19 protein-coding genes are annotated in these 20,543 nt (G+C 41.6%); 12 read left to right on the top strand and 7 right to left on the bottom strand.

Features of this window, described 5'->3' with window-relative positions; translation table 11 throughout:
• Position 1: 1 nt before the first annotated feature.
• The 3 genes from IR083_RS09605 to uvrA all read left to right on the top strand — a co-directional run bounded on the left by IR083_RS09605 (position 2) and on the right by uvrA (position 5,795).
• Complete coding sequence (locus tag IR083_RS09605; protein WP_006800720.1) at positions 2-397, top strand: VOC family protein; 396 nt, start codon at positions 2-4, stop codon at positions 395-397.
• A gap of 90 nt (positions 398-487) precedes the next feature.
• Positions 488-2,788, top strand: coding sequence for a BamA/TamA family outer membrane protein (locus IR083_RS09600; protein WP_194224124.1), 2,301 nt, complete (start codon positions 488-490; stop codon positions 2,786-2,788).
• Positions 2,789-3,008: 220 nt separating this feature from the next.
• A complete protein-coding gene (gene uvrA / locus IR083_RS09595) occupies positions 3,009-5,795 on the top strand; it encodes an excinuclease ABC subunit UvrA (protein ID WP_194224123.1) in 2,787 nt (928 codons plus the stop codon).
• Here the strand turns inward: uvrA and IR083_RS09590 are convergent.
• Complete coding sequence (locus IR083_RS09590; RefSeq protein ID WP_194224254.1) at positions 5,792-6,322, bottom strand: GNAT family N-acetyltransferase; 531 nt, start codon at positions 6,320-6,322, stop codon at positions 5,792-5,794. The genes uvrA and IR083_RS09590 overlap by 4 nt on opposite strands.
• A 14-nt stretch (positions 6,323-6,336) precedes the next feature.
• The gene (locus tag IR083_RS09585) at positions 6,337-7,128 is read right to left on the bottom strand and encodes a TrmH family RNA methyltransferase (RefSeq protein WP_194224122.1); all 792 of its coding nucleotides are present in this window, start codon (positions 7,126-7,128) and stop codon (positions 6,337-6,339) included.
• Positions 7,129-7,246: 118 nt separating this feature from the next.
• On the opposite strand from IR083_RS09585, the gene IR083_RS09580 reads away from it, so the two are divergent.
• From IR083_RS09580 to IR083_RS09555, 6 genes are all read left to right on the top strand, one after another.
• On the top strand, positions 7,247-7,906 hold the full coding sequence (locus tag IR083_RS09580; protein WP_006800725.1) for a DUF5715 family protein: 660 nt from the start codon (positions 7,247-7,249) through the stop codon (positions 7,904-7,906).
• Between the two features lie 86 nt (positions 7,907-7,992).
• Positions 7,993-8,757, top strand: coding sequence for a tRNA pseudouridine(38-40) synthase TruA (gene truA, locus IR083_RS09575; protein ID WP_006800726.1), 765 nt, complete (start codon positions 7,993-7,995; stop codon positions 8,755-8,757).
• On the top strand, positions 8,744-9,907 hold the full coding sequence (gene nhaA, locus IR083_RS09570) for a Na+/H+ antiporter NhaA (protein WP_194224121.1): 1,164 nt from the start codon (positions 8,744-8,746) through the stop codon (positions 9,905-9,907). Before truA ends, nhaA begins: the two co-directional genes overlap by 14 nt.
• Before the next feature lie 4 nt (positions 9,908-9,911).
• Positions 9,912-10,424: a hypothetical protein gene (locus tag IR083_RS09565; protein ID WP_194224120.1), complete on the top strand. Its 513-nt coding sequence runs from the start codon at positions 9,912-9,914 to the stop codon at positions 10,422-10,424.
• A 5-nt stretch (positions 10,425-10,429) separates the two neighbouring features.
• Positions 10,430-11,329, top strand: a complete 900-nt coding sequence (locus IR083_RS09560) for a DMT family transporter (RefSeq protein ID WP_194224119.1) — start codon at positions 10,430-10,432, stop codon at positions 11,327-11,329.
• Positions 11,330-11,364: 35 nt separating this feature from the next.
• On the top strand, positions 11,365-12,006 hold the full coding sequence (locus tag IR083_RS09555; protein WP_194224118.1) for a DUF3256 family protein: 642 nt from the start codon (positions 11,365-11,367) through the stop codon (positions 12,004-12,006).
• Between the two features lie 94 nt (positions 12,007-12,100).
• Here the strand turns inward: IR083_RS09555 and IR083_RS09550 are convergent, their stop codons facing one another.
• Genes IR083_RS09550 through IR083_RS09540 form a run of 3 tightly spaced genes read right to left on the bottom strand, consistent with a single transcriptional unit; the run spans position 12,101 to position 14,106 of the window.
• Entirely contained in the window at positions 12,101-12,388 is a 288-nt protein-coding gene (locus IR083_RS09550) for a GNAT family N-acetyltransferase (RefSeq protein ID WP_194224117.1), read from the bottom strand.
• Between the two features lie 52 nt (positions 12,389-12,440).
• The gene (locus tag IR083_RS09545) at positions 12,441-13,025 is read right to left on the bottom strand and encodes an LEA type 2 family protein (RefSeq protein WP_006800732.1); all 585 of its coding nucleotides are present in this window, start codon (positions 13,023-13,025) and stop codon (positions 12,441-12,443) included.
• Positions 13,026-13,059: 34 nt separating this feature from the next.
• Entirely contained in the window at positions 13,060-14,106 is a 1,047-nt protein-coding gene (locus IR083_RS09540; protein ID WP_006800733.1) for a DUF2027 domain-containing protein, read from the bottom strand.
• Positions 14,107-14,266: 160 nt separating this feature from the next.
• On the opposite strand from IR083_RS09540, the gene IR083_RS09535 reads away from it, so the two are divergent.
• From IR083_RS09535 to mltG, 3 genes are all read left to right on the top strand, one after another.
• Complete coding sequence (locus IR083_RS09535; protein WP_194224116.1) at positions 14,267-15,496, top strand: S-adenosylmethionine:tRNA ribosyltransferase-isomerase; 1,230 nt, start codon at positions 14,267-14,269, stop codon at positions 15,494-15,496.
• A gap of 5 nt (positions 15,497-15,501) precedes the next feature.
• Complete coding sequence (locus IR083_RS09530) at positions 15,502-16,065, top strand: ORF6N domain-containing protein (RefSeq protein WP_194224115.1); 564 nt, start codon at positions 15,502-15,504, stop codon at positions 16,063-16,065.
• A gap of 418 nt (positions 16,066-16,483) precedes the next feature.
• The gene (gene mltG, locus IR083_RS09525) at positions 16,484-17,503 is read left to right on the top strand and encodes an endolytic transglycosylase MltG (protein ID WP_194224114.1); all 1,020 of its coding nucleotides are present in this window, start codon (positions 16,484-16,486) and stop codon (positions 17,501-17,503) included.
• A gap of 62 nt (positions 17,504-17,565) precedes the next feature.
• On the opposite strand, the gene uvrB is transcribed toward mltG, so the two are convergent.
• Both uvrB and IR083_RS09515 read right to left on the bottom strand, forming a co-directional pair.
• Complete coding sequence (gene uvrB / locus IR083_RS09520; protein WP_006800737.1) at positions 17,566-19,581, bottom strand: excinuclease ABC subunit UvrB; 2,016 nt, start codon at positions 19,579-19,581, stop codon at positions 17,566-17,568.
• A 160-nt stretch (positions 19,582-19,741) separates the two neighbouring features.
• The gene (locus IR083_RS09515; protein ID WP_194224113.1) at positions 19,742-20,365 is read right to left on the bottom strand and encodes a porin family protein; all 624 of its coding nucleotides are present in this window, start codon (positions 20,363-20,365) and stop codon (positions 19,742-19,744) included.
• Between the last annotated feature and the right edge of the window lie 178 nt (positions 20,366-20,543).

Genomic DNA, 20,543 nt, shown 5'->3' with positions numbered 1-20,543 from the left:
TATGGTATTAAATGATTCTACTCCGAACCTGATGGTCAGGAATGTTCGTCAGACAGTTGATTTTTATACAACAATCCTCGGTTTCAAACTTGTTGGTGCTGTTCCCGAATCGGGAAACGATTTGGTCTTTGCAATCGTACAGTCCGGAAATGTTATGTTTATGTTTCAGGAAGAAAACAGCCTGAAAGAAGAATATCCACAGCTTGCAAAATTTCCGCAGGGTGGGGGATTAACCTTCTACATTCATGTATCCGATATTCATGGGCTGTACGAAAAACTCAATGAAAAAGTCACTATTGCAAAAGAAATGCATGAGACATTCTATGGATCTACCGATTTCGCAATTGAGGACTGTAACGGTTATATTCTGACTTTTTCTCAGGAAAATACAAAATAGGGTAGGTTTTTCTTAAATAATAGCCCAAGAAATTCGTTTTATCAAGAGTTAACAAAAACATTGTATATTTGTAAAACGTTAATATTCTTGATGAGAAAACTTACATTTATATCTTTTGTCTTTATCCTTGCGGCATGTAATACTACTAAGAACATTCCGGAAGGGCGCTATCTGTTGGATAGTTATCAGATCAAGCATGATACTAAAAATGCTACGGCCGATTTGGAAGATTTCGTTCGTCAGCAGCCTAACACGAGTCTTCCTCTGCTTGGAAAAGTCCGTCTGGGTATATATAATATGGCCGGACAGGATACAAGTAAGTGGATAAACCGTACTATACAAAAGCTGGGACAAGCGCCGGTCTTGTATAGTGCATCGCAGACAATCATGTCGCAAAATCAGTTGAAGAAGCAACTGAATAACCAGGGCTATCTGAATGCTGAAGCCGATACTACCCTGAAAGTGAAAGGGAAGAAAATGTCTGTTACCTATAATCTGAAAGGCGGTATTCCATATCGTGTACGTAACTATACGCACCAGATAGGCGATACGACTATGGCCCGTATTATGGGAAAGATACCTATCGAGCCATTACTCAAAAAAGGTGATATGTTCGACATGGGCATGTTGGAAGAAGAACGATTGCGGATAAATACCATTATGCGTAATGTAGGCTATTCTACTTTCTCCAAAGAGTATGTATATTTCCGGGCCGATACTACACTTAATTCGCATGAAGTGGATTTGTATCTCGATATTTATCCGAATAAGGATAGTTTGCCTTATCCCCGATATAAACTGAATAATATTACGATTATTTCAGGGGTCAATTCTGTTGATAATGTATCAGGTTCCGGAGGGCAGATAAATACTAACCGATGGTTTTACAGGAATGCAGATACAACGGATTATTATGGGACTAAGATAATACGTGGCAGAAATAAGTTCCTGCGAAATTCTGCCGTGTTGCGTAATAATTATCTGAAGAAAGGGGCATATTATTCCGATTACAATATAACCCGTACATACGAGGCCTACACGAATATGGAGGCTATTAAGCAGGTAAATATTACTACTCAGCCTTCGCGCGAAGACAGTACACACCTGCTGGACGCCACAATCATACTGCTTCCCGCCAATGCTCACTGGTTTAAGGCCGGGCTTGATGGGACCAATACCGCCGGAGATATAGGTATTGCTCCAAGTATTTCATACCAGCATCAGAACTTATTTAACGGATCGGAGCAATTGAGTATCAAACTAAAAGGCGCTTATGAGTTCATCGCCGGAGACAAAAGCGGGGATGTGATGAACAGCAACTTCTATGAGTACGGAATAGAAACGGGCCTTACCTTCCCTCAATTTCTTTTCCCCTGGTTGAAGAAAAGCTGGAGAGAACTGCCATCTTCCAGTACACGGTTTACTGTAGGGCTGAATAACCAGCACAGACAGGAATATACCCGTCAGTTTTTTAACTTAGGCGTAAATTATAGCTGGAATACATATAAGAACAGACTGCGTCACGGTCTGGACTTACTCGATGTAAACTATATCCGTATGCCGTGGGTGTCAGATTATTTCCAGAAGAATTACCTCGATTCTACTAATAATGTCTTGTTGAGAGAGAGTTATAGCGACAAGTTGGTGGCACGTACTGCCTATACGGTTACTTTGGTAAACGGACGCCGCTTCACGGGGCTGTATCCTACCTATTCATTGCGGATGTCGATAGAAGTCGCGGGAGCTTTACCACGTTTGGCAACAACAATAGGCGGGGCAAAAGAGAATGAATTCGGAGAAAAGATGATATTAGGCGTGGCATATGCGGAATATGTGAAAGGAAGCGTCGATTATGCCCATACCTTCTATTTCTCTAAGAAACATTCTGTAGCTTATCACTTGGGACTGGGACTTGCGCAGCCTTACGGTAATTCCGGGATTCTGCCTTTCGAACGGCGTTTTTTCTCGGGAGGAGCCAACAGTGTAAGGGGTTGGAGTACCCGTTCTCTGGGTCCCGGATCATATAAACGCCAGGGAAACAGTGACTTTGTAAACCAGGCCGGAGATATGAAGCTCGAACTTAGTATCGAAAACAGGATGAAGATAACCGATCTTTTCGAATTTGCCCAATTCATCGATGCCGGAAATATATGGACATTAATCGACTATGAGGAGCAGCCGGGAGGACAATTCAAATTCAAATCGTTCTATAAAGAAATAGGCCTGTCTTATGGGATCGGTTTACGAATGGATTTAAGTTTCCTGCTTCTTCGTTTCGATGCGGGGATGAAAGCCTATGACCCGGGGAGGGACCAGTCGGATCGTTTTATTCTTTTCAAGCCAAGGCTGAATAATATGGCATGGCACTTTGGGATAGGATATCCATTCTGATTTGTAGTAAACAGTCTTTAGTTAATATCTTGTATTTTATTACTCTCTTTGAATAGAAACATAAATTTTCAAAGAGATGATAGCTGTCTGTGCATAGATAGTTTATAAAGAAATTATATTTATTTCTGAGAATTTCGGATATTTTAGATTCCTTTAAATTAGCCAACTAAGATAATGCGCTTATTTTTTCGTAATTTTGTATCCATTTTTTGAAGAGATTATGTCAGAAGAGAAAAATATATTTATAAAAGGTGCACGGGTAAACAATCTGAAAAACATTGATGTAGAGATTCCCCGAAATAAATTTGTGGTAATTACAGGACTATCCGGTTCGGGTAAGTCTTCGCTTGCATTTGATACGCTCTATGCAGAAGGCCAACGCCGCTATGTGGAAAGTTTATCGTCGTATGCCCGTCAGTTCTTAGGCCGTATGAATAAGCCCGAAAGCGACTATATCAAAGGCATTCCGCCGGCTATTGCTATCGAGCAACGGGTAAGCGCCCGTAACCCGCGTTCCACAGTAGGTACCTCGACAGAGATATATGAATATTTGCGGTTGCTTTTTGCCCGTATAGGGAAGACTATTTCTCCCGTATCGGGGCAGGAGGTGAAGAAGCATCAGGTGAGCGATATTGTAGAAAAGATGCAATCATATCCGGAGGAAACGCGTCTAGCCATTCTGACTAAAATAATTCTCCGCGACGGCAGGTCTTTGAATGAACAACTCGAAATTTTACAGAAGGAAGGCTTCTCAAGAGTAGAGATAGCCGGTAAATTCGAACGGATTGAGGATGTTCTGGCATCCAAGACCAAATATAAAGCGGACGAATTGCTTCTGCTTATCGACCGCCTTACCTGCGATAAAGACGCGGCCAATATCAGCCGTTTCTCAGAATCCATAGAAACCGCTTTCTTCGAAGGAGAGGGTGATTGTGTGATTCGTTTCTATGTTGATGATAAGGCAGAAAGTTTCGATTTTTCGAGACATTTCGAGGCCGATGGCATCCAGTTTGAAGAACCGTCCGACCTGATGTTCAGTTTCAACAGCCCGGTAGGAGCCTGTCCCGTTTGTGAAGGCTTTGGCCGTGTGATGGGGATAGATGAAGACCTTGTGGTTCCCAATAAAAGCCTGTCGGTATATGAAGACGCCGTAGTCTGCTGGAAAGGAGAGAAAATGAGCGAATGGAAGATGGAGTTTATCCATGCCGCCTCTAAGCATAATTTCCCTGTTCACCGTCCTTATTTCGAATTATCGGATAGCGAACGTGATTTGCTCTGGCATGGTGCGAGAGGCTTGCACGGCATAGACGATTTTTTCAAAATGGTGGAAGAAAACCAGTATAAGATACAATACCGTGTAATGCTTGCCCGTTACCGGGGAAAAACGACTTGTCCGGCTTGCAAAGGTTCGCGGCTTAAACCTCAGGCATTGTATGTAAAAGTAGGCGGTAAAACCATTGCCGACCTCGTATTGATGCCTATATCCGAACTGAAAATATTTTTCGATTCCCTTGATTTGAATGAAACAGATGCGGCTATCGCTAAGCGCCTGTTAACCGATATAAATATCCGTATCCTGTATCTTATGAATGTCGGGTTGGGATACCTTACTTTAAATCGTTTATCGAATTCCCTCTCTGGAGGAGAGAGCCAGCGTATCAATCTGGCTACATCGCTGGGAAGCAGTCTTGTGGGTTCGCTCTATATATTGGATGAACCGAGTATCGGGTTACACTCTCGTGATACCGATTTATTGATCAATGTCTTGCAGGAATTGAAAGCTATTGGTAATACTGTGGTTGTGGTAGAGCATGACGAAGAGATAATACGTGCCGCTGACTATATTATCGACATAGGTCCTAAAGCCGGACGATTAGGCGGTGAGATCGTATATCAGGGAGATGTGGCCGGCCTGCAGAAGCATACCGAAAGTTATACTGTCCGCTATCTGAATGGAGAAGAAAAGATAGATGTTCCCAAAGTAAGGCGCAAATGGAATAACTTCATAGAGATAAAAGGCGCACGGCAAAATAATCTGAAAAATATCGACGTGAAGTTCCCGCTAAATGTGATGACCGTGGTAACAGGTGTCAGCGGTTCCGGTAAATCATCATTGGTATGTGATGTTTTCTATACTGCCTTGGAGCGCCATTATAAAGGAAAGGGAGACCAGATAGTGCAATACAATGGACTGGAAGGTGACCTGAAGCTGATAAAGGATATAGAAATGGTAGATCAGAATGCCATTGGGCGTTCGTCTCGTTCCAATCCTGTGACCTATATAAAGGCTTATGATGAGATTCGCAAGTTATTTGCAGAGCAACCTCTGGCAAAACAATTGCATTTTACTCCGGCTTTCTTCTCCTTCAATGTAGAAGGCGGAAGATGTGAAGAATGTGCAGGAGAAGGTAAGATACTGGTAGAGATGCAGTTTATGGCCGATGTACTGCTCGAATGTGAGGTATGCAAAGGAAGACGTTTCAAGCAGGATGTTTTGGATGTACAATACAGAGGTGCAAGTATCCACGATGTGTTGGAAATGACAATAGATCAGGCTATCGAGTTCTTTGAAGAAGGAAAAGGCAACACGGAAAAGAAAATAGTAAAACGCTTGAAACCATTGCAGGATGTAGGTCTGGGATACGTAAAATTGGGACAGTCGTCTTCATCTTTATCAGGAGGAGAAAACCAACGTGTAAAACTGGCGTTCCACCTTGTGGACGAGAAGCCTGAGCCTACTCTCTTTATATTCGATGAACCTACTACGGGATTGCATTTCCACGATATAAAAACCCTGTTGAAAGCGTTCGATTCTCTGATAAAAAGGGGACATACCATTGTTATCATCGAGCATAACATGGATGTTATCAAATGTGCCGATCATATTATCGATATAGGCCCCGAAGGGGGAAAAGAAGGCGGCTATGTGGTCTGTGAAGGTACTCCTGAGAAGATTGCCAAATGTGAGAAGTCGTATACCGGGAAGTTTTTAAAAGAGAAACTTTAAACACTTTCCAATAACAATTCATATAATCTGAACCATTTCAGATGTTCATATCCCAGTTGTAAATCGACCGTGGCTATATATGTATAGCCCAGTTTTTCATATAATGATATGGCTGCTGCATTGTTGACAGAGACATCCAACCGGATTGATCTCATTTTCAGCCGAATTGCATATTCCTTTGCAAAAGTCATAAGCTTAAACGCCACACCTTTTTGCATAAAATGCGGATGCACTACAAGAGTGTGTACTACAAATACATCTTTGTGATCCGCAGATACATTCCAGTCCGCTTCTTCATAGGCGGTTTCCTGCTTATGGTTCAGAATGATACTGCCGGCTATCCTGCCGGCGGTTTTTAAAACAAACAGGCTCTCGTCTTCAATACCTTCAAGTGCTGTTTGCCGTATAGGGTAAATATGCTTGATCCAGCCGGGATAATTAATATTGGATTCCAGATAATCATTCAGATCATTGTATAGGTCTTCCAGTTCATCTATGTCGTTTATTGTCCCTTTTTCTATAATCATGTGCCTTTTCAACATTAAAACCCACGTTGCCTCATAGCCTCAAAGGTGAGAACGGCAGTGGAAACGGAGACATTCAGCGAGTCTATTTTTCCCCGCATCGGTATTTTTATCCTTGCGTCCGCGTTGGTGAGCCAGAAATCAGTCAGTCCGTCCGCTTCCGTACCCATTATTATAGCCGACGGAACAGAAAAGTCCGTATCCTGGTACCATTGCGAGGTCTGCAATTCGGCAGCAAATGATTTTATCTTCTTATGCCGGAGGAAATCCAACGCATCCCGTGATGAACATACAGCCGTTTGCACGGTGAAAAGGCAGCCTACACTGGAACGTATAGCATTGGGATTGTACAGGTCGGTGGCCGGGTCGCAGATGATGACGGCATCAGCCTGCGCCGCGTCGGCCGTGCGGAGTATCGCCCCCAGGTTACCGGGTTTTTCTACCGCTTCAAGTATGATGATAAATGGGTTTTCAGATAGTTGCAGATCTTTTAAAGTATGGTTTTTCGGTACGGCAAGAGTCAGTAGTCCGTCCGAACCTTCACGGTATGCAATTTTTTCGAACACTGCCTCCGATACTTCGAACAGTTTGTTTTCACCGATAGAATCGAGAACATCCGGATAATCTGTCTTCCGGAATAATTCCGGGCAGACATATACCGAATTTATCTCATAATCAGCCGTCATGGCTAGGCTCAGTTCCCTTGCTCCTTCTATCAGGAAGAGATTTTGTTCCTTGCGCTCTTTGTTTTTGGCGAGTTTTGTGATATTCTTTATTCTTGGGTTTTGCAGGCTGGTTATTTTTTCCATTTGTTTTTTACATCCTTTTCATTTTTAACCGGGTTGCCATAAAAGGCAAAGACAAAAATAACAACTAAGGCGGTTATTTTGTACCTTTGTGCCGGAAAAATCAAAATTAAGGAGATTTATGAGATATATGTGGATACTTTCAATCGGTATTCTATCTATGATAAGTTGTAGTTCGAAAGGGCAAAGCGACGAGGAGAAGCCAGCGGCCGAAGTAAGGAAATATAGCCGTTTTAACGGGAATTACAATAAAACGTTTGCCGATTTGCAGGATGTCCAGATTGAAGCCGCCATCGCAAACGGGGTAGGCCCCCTGGTTTCCAGAGCGGATACAGCCTTGTATGAAGGACAATTGGTACGCATACCGAACGAACTGGATATATACAAGGTGGATAAGCTGAAACACTCGATGCCTTTCCTTGTACCGAAAGCGGCTACCCTGCTGTCGGATATCTGCCTTAATTTCAGGGATTCGCTTATCAGCAAAAAAATGGTCTTATATAAGCCGATTGTTACCAGTATTACACGGACGGATGATGATGTAAAAGGGCTCTCAAGACGTAACAGGAATACGAGCGACAACTCGACACACCGCTATGCCACGACATTCGATATCGCCTGGACACGCTTCGAGAAGGTAAATCCATCAGATCCGCGTACTCTCGACGATGGCAGGCTAAAAGCCGTACTGGGACAGGTCCTCCACGACCTGCGGCAACGCGACCGATGTTATGTGAAGCACGAAAGAAAACAGTCTTGTTTTCATATAACGGTAAGATAAAAAAGTTTTTAGCTGTTAGCTTTTAGCTGATAGCTAGAAAATAATCAAGAAAGCTAATAGCTAAAGGCTATCGGCTAAAAGCTAAGATGAAACGTTACTTCATATATTTATCATACAACGGGGAAAAGTATTGTGGATGGCAGATACAGCCTAATGGCGTATCGGTACAGGAAACAATAGAAAAAGCGTTGTCCACCTTGCTGCGTATGCCGGTATCTATTGTGGGTGCCGGGCGTACCGATGCGGGTGTACATGCCCGTATGATGACAGCGCATTTCGACAGCGAACAGGAAATTACGGATCTGTTATTGCTGGCAAATAAGCTGAACAGCCTCTTACCAAAAGATATTGCCATACAAAAAATAATAGAAGTAAAGCCGGATGCCCATGCCCGTTTCGATGCTGAATCGAGGCTGTACAGATATTATATTACAACCGATAAAGATCCCTTTCTGCATCATCTGAAATATAAGATATACGGAAATCCGGATATAGAAATAATGAATGCCTGCGCAAAGGTATTATTCGATTACGAGGATTTTACCAGCTTCAGCAAGTTGCATACCGATGTGAAAACGAATAACTGCACGATTATGCTTGCCCGGTGGGAACAGGCCGGGAACGATTATATATTCACCATCAAGGCGAACCGTTTTTTGCGTAATATGGTACGTTCCATCGTGGGAACACTGCTTGAAGCCGGACGGGGAAAGATAACCACAGATGATTTCCGGCGCATTATTGAAGCTAAAGACAGGTGTAAAGCCGGGACTTCTGTTCCGGGACATGCCCTCTTTCTGGAAGAAATAGAATATAATAACGATATATTTAACAACGATGAGGATATCTAACCTTTTAAGTGGCAGAACACTGCGTAGATTTATGGAAAGTGAGAAGTCGGGAGGACTTACTCTCATCGTATGCACATTAATATCGATACTGCTCGCCAACTCCAGTATTGGGGCAGGTTATCGTGGTATATGGGATTTTCATGCAGGCAGCCATACTGTCGCAGAATGGATAAACGACGGATTGATGGCTATCTTCTTCCTTTTGGTAGGATTGGAACTGATCCAGGAAATTTATGAAGGTGAGTTGTCGAATATAAAAAGGGCCATGCTGCCTATTTCGGGGGCATTGGGAGGGATGTTGATCCCCGCAGCAATATATATGTCCCTCAACTTCGGAACGGATACACACGCCGGATTTGGGATACCTATGGCAACGGATATTGCTTTCGCTCTTGGTGTACTGTCTTTGCTTGGCAACCGCGTACCTGTTTCGCTGAAAGTATTTCTTACCGCTCTGGCGGTTATCGACGATTTGGGGGCTATCATTGTTATCGCCATATTTTACACTACGTCACTGGCATGGGTGTACCTGATTATCGCATTGGGTATGTTTGTATTATTGCTCACCCTGAATAAGAAATTCAAAGTAACCAATCTTATCCCTTATCTTATAGGCGGTGCCATTATGTGGTACTGTATGCTTCATTCGGGTGTGCATGCGACTATTGCTGGGGTATTGCTCGCCATAACAATCCCGTTCAGGAGAGGGGATGCGAAATGCCTGTCCAACAGGATGCAGCATGCTTTGCATTATCCGGTCGCATTCTTCGTATTACCAGTATTTGCTTTAGCAAATACAGCTATGGTAATAGAGGGTAACTGGGATCAGTCGGTTGGAGAGCCGTTCGCAATGGGTATTCTCCTAGGCCTGATTGTCGGTAAACCTTTAGGTATAACGTTATTCAGCTTTATCTCGGTGAAAACAGGCTTATGCGCACTTCCCAGAGGTGTGAACTGGAAAGCATTGCTCGGAGCAGGTATGCTGGGAGGTATAGGATTCACTATGTCTATATTTATTACTTTACTGGCATTCAAAGGAAATGTGCATTATATCAATGAGTCGAAATTGATGATATTATTGGCGTCTCTGGCATCGGGAATTATTGGTTATGCATGGTTGAGTAATGTGTTGAAGAAAGAAAAGGGATAAAGCAATGGGGGTAACAATACACTATGAAGGAAAGTTGAAATCTGCAAATGATTTTAATGATGTAATAGAAATAATACAGGAATTTTCGGAGTTTAATAATATGTCATACTCTGTCTTTGAGGAAAGCAAGAAATTATTAAAGCGTGTAAAAGATGAACAGGAATGGGATTATGTAAGCTCTGTGAAAGGAATAAGACTTCAACCTCATGAAAATACAGATCCTCTTATTTTCGAATTTGATGAAAATTATTATATACAAGATTATTGCAAAACGCAGTTTGCCGATATAGATATCCATATAAAAATAATATCCGTATTGCGAAAAATAGCTCCTCATTTCGAAGACCTGATCGTAATAGATGAAGGAGAATATTGGGATACTTCAGACAAAGAATATCTACAGCAACTTATTGATGATTGCTTTGATAAAATAAATGAAGTAAAATCACAAAATATTAATATGGAAGGTCCATTCCGTATAAAGTCGGGAAGGATTATTGATCTAATGGAGAATTAAATTATATGTGGTTAGCGCTTGCTTTTGTTTCGGCATTCTTTCTCGGATGCTATGATATATGTAAAAAGAAGTCGGTTGACGGAAATGCTGTCATACCTGTATTGTTTCTCAATACGCTGTTTTGCTCCCTGCTGCTCTTGCCCCTTGTCCTTATATCCAAAGTTTCGCCCGATACGTTAAGCGGTACGATAGGATATGTACCATCCGTCTCTCTTGAAACCCACGGGTATATCTTTATAAAATCGGTCATTGTCCTCACCTCATGGATATTCGGATATTTTGCCATAAAACATCTGCCTCTGACCATCACAGGTCCGATAAATGCCACCCGTCCCGTAATGACATTACTCGGTGCGCTGTTTATATTCGGTGAGCGTTTGAACTTATTCCAGTGGATAGGGGTAATTATAACCATTATCTCCTTCTTCCTGCTCTCTCTTTCGGGCAAAAAGGAAGGGATTAGCTTCCATAAGAATAAATGGATATTCTTTATGGTTCTGGCTTCTGTAGCAGGGGCTGTGAGCGGCCTCTACGATAAGTTCCTGATGCAGCAGTTCAGTTCTACGGCGGTTCAGTACTGGTTCAATACATACCAGTGCCTGCTGATGCTGATAGTTCTTCTTACACTGTGGTATCCTAAACGGGACAAAACGACTCCGTTCCGGTGGAAATGGAGTATAATCCTTGTATCTGTATTCCTTACCATTGCCGATTTTGTCTATTTCTATGCATTGACAGACTCTGATGCCATGATTTCGATTGTATCCATGGTAAGGCGTAGCAGTGTACTGGTATCATTTGCCGGAGGAGTACTGTTCTTCCATGAAAAAAACTTAAAAGGAAAAGCTATAGACCTCGTTTTAATAATTGTAGCAATGTTTTTCCTATATTTGGGGACGAAATAAAAACAGTCAGCAGTTATCAGTTAACAATATATATAATGAAAAAAATAGTATTCACAATAGCCTTTATTATAACGAGCGTAATCTCTCTTCCGGCACAGGAAATAGGCAGTATATTCCTTACCATGCCTGAGAATATTATCTTCGGCCTGGAGGCTGCCCAGAAAGATTTGCTTATTTCTAATCCGGGCGATACAACAGAAATAAAAATTGACAGGGAAACATACGGAGAAGTAAAGAGACTGGCTATGTCGTCCGATTTTATTTCATTACAGACCTCGGAAGTGGGTACAACACAGATAAAGCTGCTGCCGTTGATAAACGATTCCAAGATCGTATGTGTTGTAAAAACCGTATGCGGAAAGGATAGCCTTTGCGATAGCCAGATACAGTTCTATACAACGAAATGGCTACCGATCAATCAGGGAGACCTGTTTCCGAAAAGAGATAAAAACTGGTTTATAAAAGCCGATGCAGACCGGGATACACAGGATTTTAAGAATGCTTATGCGGCTCTGGATATGAATCCGATGAAGATAACCTTGTCTTCTGCCGATAATTCTTTGACACTGGTATATGAAATTAAAAAGTATCTGTCGGAAGAAGATTATAAGAAGATAGAGCCATATCTGATTGAAGATCCTAAGATATTTAACTGGGATAAGTCATCGTATAAATAGGAAGCATTACCGAATTAGTATTCTCAATATACAAAAATAAAGAGGGCGGATATTTTATACATCCGCCCTCTTTATTTTTTATAATCTGGAATATCTATCCCTCATTTCCTGCCACGATATCCTCATACTCAGGATGACGTTGTATATATGCTTTTGTATAAGGGCAGATTGGACGTACCTTATAGCCGTTGTCCCGGATATAATCGAGTAATGTCCTGGTCAGAGCGCCTGCAATGCCCCGCCCTTCCAGTTGAGGGGGAACTTCGGTATGCGTCACCAGAAAAACATTATCCCTCTTCCTGTAATCTACAAGGGACAAGAAACCTTCCACTTCTGTTTCGAAGCGGCTTTTTTCTTCGTTATGTATGATGTTATATTCCATGACTATAATTTTTTATAATTACATATATTGCTGACCGATTGCAGCCAACAGATTAATTTCCTCCGAAGCTGAAGTTTACAGGTATATACATCGGTGATGCCACAGGAGTATTGCCGATCATAAATGTCGGTTTGAGCTGTAGTGATACATTCGATTTCTTAGAACCGATACCCAGAAAGTTTTTGGCAATCTCTGTTACAGCGTCTTTCGAGTTATTCTTCATCAATTTCGCCAGATCTACACCGATAGTAAGCGGCAATGTCTGGGTCTGTCCCGAGGCAATATTCAGGGTCTGGTTAATAGAACCGGTAGTAAACTCGATATCATCCACACTGACGATATATTGCAGGCCATGTAGCAACGCAGCCGATTCATTCGGGTTCTTCACATTTACGTTCAATGTAAAATTGAGCGGAATAGAGGTCGCAGTTCCCGATAGAATGGAGGTTATCTTAGGAATAGATGTTACGGATAAGCCATTGGAAAGATTCATTCCGGATATGGTTAACCCCGTAATCGACTTATAACTGTATTCACAGTTTATCAAGTTATAAGTACTTCTTAATCCCTGTTGAACGCTGTCGCAACCAACCAGTGTAGTTACAACCAATAATAATGCTAAAATTCTCTTTTTCATTCTGATAAATTATTTAGTTTGTGTGTAGTTGATGCTATTTTATTGTGACCATTGTAGCCCCGTATCCGTATTCCCGGAAAGAAGCATCCTGATAATAAACCGATTTATAGTTTGAGTTTAATTCCTTTAGTACCGCATTTTTGAGAATGCCATCCCCTTTGCCATGGATAAAGACTATTTTCTGACCTTTGTTCCGTTTGTTTTCATCCATTACTTCCCTGAACTTCTTCAACTGATATTCCAGAATATCACCTGATGATAAACCGTTTGTATTATCTAAAAGTTCATCGGCATGCAAATCTATTTCGAGTACCGTGTTTTTTTCTTTCTTCACTATGGGTTGTATGCGCGGACGGCCCTCTTTCTGTTTCATGGCCGTTTCTATTTCCGCGGCCGAAATGACAAGTTCTTTTTCCGCAAGGTCGTGGCGGGCTATCGGGTATATAATCGCTTCGTCTTCGAAATAGTCGTTTTCTCTGAAACTATGGAGTTTGTAGAACTTCACGGTATCTATATGTACTTCGACGGAATATGCGTTCTTTAGAGCGAAAGGCTTTTCCTTCTTATAGGCAAAGAACTGGAGGCAGATATGCTCGATATCGTTCAACTCCATTTTGTCGAATTCCTCGATGAACAGCTTTGTATTCGGCTCTATTACGTTTGCATTCCGGCTTACCCATCCGTTGTCGCTCCTGCTCATATAATTGAAAGACAGATAGTAGTTGCTGTCATTTATAAGGTAGCATTCAAAAGCCGTTGTACTCAGGTTTTTTATATCTACAGGCAGGTAAGCAAGGAAAACCGATAATTGCTCTCCCTCTTTCGTCTCTTCCGTTTTATAATCCTCATATTTTTCTTCAACCTTGCCTATTACGGCTTTTTGCTGAACTTCAGCCGTTGGTTTCGATGTTTGTCTTACCTGTGCATCGTTGGCAGGTTCTATGACCACGCATTCGCGTATCAGCACGGGAATGTCGAAGCCCTCGTCGTCTTCTACCAGGGCTATGTCTTTTCCCTGAAACCCTTTTACCACACCGCCTCCTGTTGTGTTTAGAAAGCGGACTTTATCTCCTGTTTTCATAAATCTTAATTATTCAATTTCATTAGTCGTTTTACATAACCCGGCATAATCAAAATAAATTTTGTTTCTGCTCTCGCTATTTAAAACGTTCTTTTAAGCTCTCCTCCGGCTTTTTTATTCACGCAAAGTTGCTTATTTTTGTCGGATAAAAAAAACGAAAGTGGAAGTATCAGTTTTCCGGGATATACGAATTAACGATTACGATTACGGCTTACCCGACAGCCGCATTGCAAAGTACCCTCTGGTTAAACGGGACGAATCAAAACTTTTTGTATACAAGGGGGGAAAAATAACAGATGCCCGTTTCTGTAATTTAGCGGAGTATTTGCCGGACAATAGCCTGATGATTTTCAATAATACAAAAGTGATTCAGGCGCGGTTGCATTTTCAAAAAATAACGGGCGCGCAAATTGAGATTTTCTGTTTAGAACCACATTCTCCAAACGATTATCAATTAAATTTCCAGCAAGCACAGCGATGTTCATGGGTTTGCCTGGTGGGTAATCTGAAAAAGTGGAAAGAAGGGGACCTTATAAAAGAACTGGTTGTAAATGGTGAACCTGTGATGTTCAAAGCTCGCAGGATACAGACCAACGGAGACTCCCATATCATAGAATTTGAGTGGGACAATACCGGTGTTACATTCTCCGAATTGCTCGAAGTAGCCGGGGAATTACCTATTCCACCCTATCTGAACAGGGATACGGAAGAACAGGATAAAGAGACATATCAGACCATTTATTCGAAAATAGACGGCTCGGTAGCTGCTCCTACGGCAGGATTGCATTTCACGCCGGAAGTCTTCGAATTATTGGGTAAGAGCGGAGTAAAGACGGCAGAGGTTACACTTCACGTGGGCGCAGGAACCTTCCGCCCTGTAAAAACTGAGGAGGTGAAAGACCATGTGATGCATTCCGAGTTTATCTCGGTGAAAAGGGATGTAATAGAGCAGCTGCTAAATCATAAAGGAAAGGTAATTGCTGTGGGAACAACCTCTGTACGTACACTCGAAAGCTTGTATTACATTGGTGAACTACTGGAAAAAGACAATTCGTCCGGAGAATTGAAAGTAACACAATGGCAGCCTTATAAAACCTCTACTGAAAAAGAACTTTCGGTAAAGGAATCCTTAACGAATATTCTTACATATCTGGATAAAAATAACCTGACATCGCTTATTGCCGAAACACAGATCATTATAGCACCGGGATATATTTATAAAATTGTCGATGGAATAATCACGAATTTCCATCAGCCAAAAAGTACGCTGCTTTTGCTGGTATCGGCATTTACGGGTGGAGATAACTGGAAGGCTATTTACAAACATGCACTGGATAATGACTACCGCTTTTTAAGTTATGGCGACAGTTCATTATTACTAAAAGAATAATTGATATGATGGAATTATCGGTAATACAAAGCAAGATATACGAGATACGAGGCTGTAAAGTGATGCTCGATTTTGATTTGGCGGAGTTGTACGGAACAGAAACAAAGCGCTTAAAAGAGGCTGTAAGGCGCAATATCAGAAGATTTCCATCTGACTTCATGTTCGAATTGTCAAAAGAAGAATATACCTCTTTGAGGTCGCAAATTGCGTCCTCAAATACAAGAGGGGGAACGCGATATATGCCGTTTGCATTTACGGAACAAGGAGTAGCAATGCTTTCTTCGGTACTTAACAGTGATGCCGCAATAGAAATAAACATCAATATCATGCGGGCCTTTGTTGCTGTACGCCAACTATTAATTAATCCCCCCCTTAATGAAAGCAAGCAATTACAGGATGAAGTAAAAGAACTAAAAGCATATATTGAGGAAGTCTTTGCCGACTATAACGATATGCATGAAGATACACGGATGCAACTCGATCTTATCAATGAAACATTAGCAGAACTTCAGACCAAGCATGTAAACAAACCTCGCAAGCCTGTAGGTTATATCAAACCGGAAGAATAATTCCTCACGTAGATTTGTTTTGCTTGCGAGTTGCTTATAGAGTTCAGATAAAACACGGTTTGCAAAATTGCGCTTGGGGTATTAATTAAAAGCTGAAATAACTGTTACTTTTTCTCCATCATTTTATCTATACGTTACAGATAATAAGCCTGCTATCTGATGAAAGGTTACAATATAAAAAATAAGAAAAAGGTGTTACCTTTGTTACCTTTTAACAAGTAGTAAGTATTAAGTGAAAAACGAAAAGTGAAGAACGGAAAATTATACGGGATACAGATTGTTCACTGTTTACTGACGAGATGTTTCACTCTGTCTGACAAGCTAATTATTAATTTTTCATTTTTAATTATTAATTGTTTTCTGTTACTTTTGTTACTTTTCGATTATGATGTGTTACTATTAAAAGAATAAAGCCGAAATGAAAAAGAAGATTTTATATATCTTTATTATAATTGCTGTTATAGCCATAGCAGCCGGTGCATACGGATATAGTATTATAAGCACGGGATTTAATATAGATAAGACCGTTTATCTCTATATAGATGAAGATAGAGATTATGATGCATTGCTAAAAGAGTTGAAAGATAGTGCGAAAGTAAAAAATATAAGTAATTTCGAGCTGTTGGCTTCCGTTATGGATTATAAAGGTAATTTAAAGACAGGGCGTTATGCTGTCAAACCGGATATGAATATCCTCGATCTTATGCGCCACCTGCGTAGCGGGCATCAGACACCTCTGAACTTGAAATTTAATAATATACGCACCAAAGAAGATTTTGCCGAACGTATTTCCAATCAGTTGGTGTTGGGCAAGGATGATCTGTTAGCAGCTCTAAATAATCCCGAAAAATGTAAAGATCTGGGCTTTACTACAGAGACGGTAGTTGCCATGTTTATTCCCAATACATATCAATTTTACTGGGATGTTACTCTCGATGAATTTCTTCGGAGGATGAAGACTGAATATAGTGATTTTTGGAATAAGAAACGGATGGCGCAGGCAGAGGAATTAGGCCTGTCTCCGGTCGAAGTATCAACACTGGCTTCCATTGTTGAGGAAGAGTGTACTTTTGCCGATGAATATCCGGTTGTGGCAGGATTGTATCTTAACAGGCTCCGTTCGGGCCAGGCATTGCAGGCAGACCCTACGGTTAAGTTTGCAGTGGGTGATTTCAGCCTGCGCCGTATATTGAACAAGCATCTCGAAGTAGATTCTCCATACAATACGTATATGCATACAGGTCTGCCTCCCGGCCCGATCCGGATACCTTCGATCAAAGGGATTGATAGTGTGCTTGATTATACAAAGAGCGACTATCTGTATATGTGTGCAAAAGAAGATTTCTCAGGACGTCATAATTTTGCCCGTACCTATGCTGAACATCAGAGGAATGCGATTAAATACAGAAATGCATTGAATGCGAGAGGGATATATTGAACTGGGCGGTTGTTTTCTTTAGAGATTGCAGCTTAGAACACCTTTAAGATGAATTTCGAATACTATTTTTTCGCCTTCAATTCATCTTCCAGTTTAATCACCTGATCGCGAAACTGGGCAGCTTCCAAAAACTCGAGTTTCTTAGCGGCAGCAGACATCTGCTTGCGTGCTTTTTCGATCGCTTTTTTGAGTTCGTCTTTGGTCATATATTGTATTTTGTCTTCCGATGCTATCGCAATAGATGAATCCTGAGTATACGATTTCACCGAGAATTGTTCCTCTTTACGCAGGCTGAATACAGAGGTACGCGCCTTGCGTATTTGCTGTGGGGTGATGCCGTGTTCTTTATTGTAAGCCATCTGTATCTCACGACGGCGATTGGTCTCGTTTATGGTCTTCTCCATGCTTTCCGTAATCTTATCCGCATAGAAGATCACTTTTCCGTTTACGTTACGGGCAGCACGCCCCACAGTCTGTGTCAAAGAGCGGTGAGAACGCAGGAAACCTTCCTTATCCGCATCCAGGATCGCAACAAGCGATACTTCGGGCAGGTCGAGTCCTTCACGCAACAGGTTTACCCCTACCAATACATCGAATTCCCCGCTGCGTAAGTCATCCATTATCTGCACACGGTCCAGCGTATCCACATCGGAATGGATATAGCTGCACTTCATCCCATTGTTTAGCAAATAGGCTGTTAATTCTTCTGCCATCCTCTTTGTCAACGTGGTGACAAGCGTACGCTCGTTCTTATCCACCCGTGTCTGTATTTCTTCCATCAGGTCGTCTATCTGGTTAAGACTTGGGCGAACGTCGATAGGAGGGTCGAGCAAGCCTGTAGGGCGTATCAATTGCTCAACGACTATACCTTCCGATTTCATCAGTTCATAATCGGCAGGAGTGGCGCTTACATATATCGTTTGAGGTACAAGCGATTCGAATTCTTCAAATTTCAGAGGCCTGTTATCCAGTGCCGCAGGTAAACGGAAACCATACTCTACCAGATTCTCTTTACGGGAGTGGTCTCCACCGTACATTGCCCGTATCTGGGGAATGGTCACATGGCTCTCGTCTATTACGAGCATAAAATCCTCAGGGAAGAAGTCTAGCAGGCAGAACGGACGTGTACCCGGTTTACGGTTGTCGAAATAGCGGGAATAGTTTTCTATACCGGAGCAATGTCCTACTTCACGGATCATCTCCAGATCGTATGTTACACGTTCATAAAGCCGTTTTGCCTCCAGCTGCTTACCTATCGACTGTAAAAAATCGACCTGACGTCCGAGGTCTATCTCTATTTCGGCAATAGCTCTCACCATACGGTCCTTAGTAGTTACGAAAAGGTTGGCAGGATAGATACGAAAATCGTCATACTTATCTATCTTGACTCCGCTCAGAGGATCGAGGCATTCTATACTCTCTATTTCATCTCCCCAGAATACTACCCTCACTATAGGGTCTCCATAGGCAAGAAACACATCGACAGTGTCGCCCTTTACCCTGAAATTTCCGGCTTTTGGCTCAATTTCATTACGGGAATACAGCGCACTCACCAACGCACGCAAAAACACATCACGCACAAGTTTTTGACCGACATGTATAGAGATGGTCGAATTCTCAAAGTCCTCCGGATTTCCCATACCATAAAGGCAGGAAACGGATGATACCACTATAACATCGCGCCGGCCCGACAGCAAAGATGTAGTCGTTGCCAGCCGGAGTTTTTCTATTTCTTCGTTTATCGAAAGGTCTTTTTCTATATATGTATTTGTGGAAGGAATATATGCCTCGGGCTGATAATAATCATAATAAGAGACAAAATATTCGACTGCATTGTCAGGGAAAAAAGTCTTAAACTCACTGTATAGCTGGGCTGCCAGAGTCTTGTTATGGCTAAGTACTAAAGTGGGCTTATTCACATTCTGGATAACATTAGCGACCGTAAAGGTTTTTCCGGAGCCTGTTACTCCAAGCAATGTTTGTGAAGGAAGATTCTGTAAAATGCCCTCCGACAGGGCCGCAATTGCAGCAGGCTGATCTCCGGTGGGGTTGTAGTAAGAAGTTAATTTGAAATCCATCGTTCTGTATCTTTCGGAATTCCAAAGGTAATAAGAATTATGCAGTTATATATTGAAATAGTGCCTATTAACTATTTGGTGAAAATATGTACAATTTTATGAAAAAGCAAAGCAGGGGGTAATCATTATTACCCCTGCTTTTACAATTTGATTATTATTATCAAAAAAAGTATCCTATTGACAAAGAAATATTCCCCGACTTCATCTTACTGCCTTCCGCCCCATTGATATCGGCAAGGCCTATTTGATTATTCAGGCTCAACACAAGTTTATTTATCTCTATACCGACTCCTATACCCACTCCATAGTCCCAGCGTTTCATATCAGAACCTTTCGAAAATATTTCTGTATCCTCTGCCTTGCCATTTATTTTCCCTTTTGCTTTGCCATACATATTATAGCTCAGATAAGGTCCTCCATATACAAATATCTTTTTATCGCCCAATCCGAATGAAGCTTTCAGGTTTACAGGCAATTGCACGGAATTCAGCGTTATATGTCCATCCGACATCCCGAATGAATTCTCTTTTTTCAGGTTCGCTCCTCCGTTTGTATACATCAGTTCGGGCTGTATTGCAAATATATCTGATAATGAATACTCCATCATACCTCCGAAGTGATAACTTACCCTTGCCTTATACTGGTCCGAATTTATACCCTGATTATTCCCGCTTACATACAGATTCGAAAGGTTAGTTCCGGCTTTTACCCCGAAGCGGATTTGGGCACTCATAGTAATAGTTGCGAAACAAAGAACGATGGTAGTTAAAATTAGCTTTTTCATAATAATTGCTTTTATTGATTTAATATTTATTTGATTCCGATTATTTATACTGCGAAGATAAAGCGTGCCGGAAAGTGCTTTTGGAAAAAGAGACGAAATGCTTTATATCGCATACCAAATGCAATATCCGGTATATCAGAGTCAAATTAATATTTTTGAGAGACTGTTTGTATCCGTA

Source organism: Dysgonomonas sp. GY75, assembly GCF_015234155.1.
GTDB lineage: Bacteria > Bacteroidota > Bacteroidia > Bacteroidales > Dysgonomonadaceae > Dysgonomonas > Dysgonomonas gadei.
Note: the sequence above shows the minus strand (reverse complement) of the source record. Positions and strands in the feature narration are given on the sequence as shown.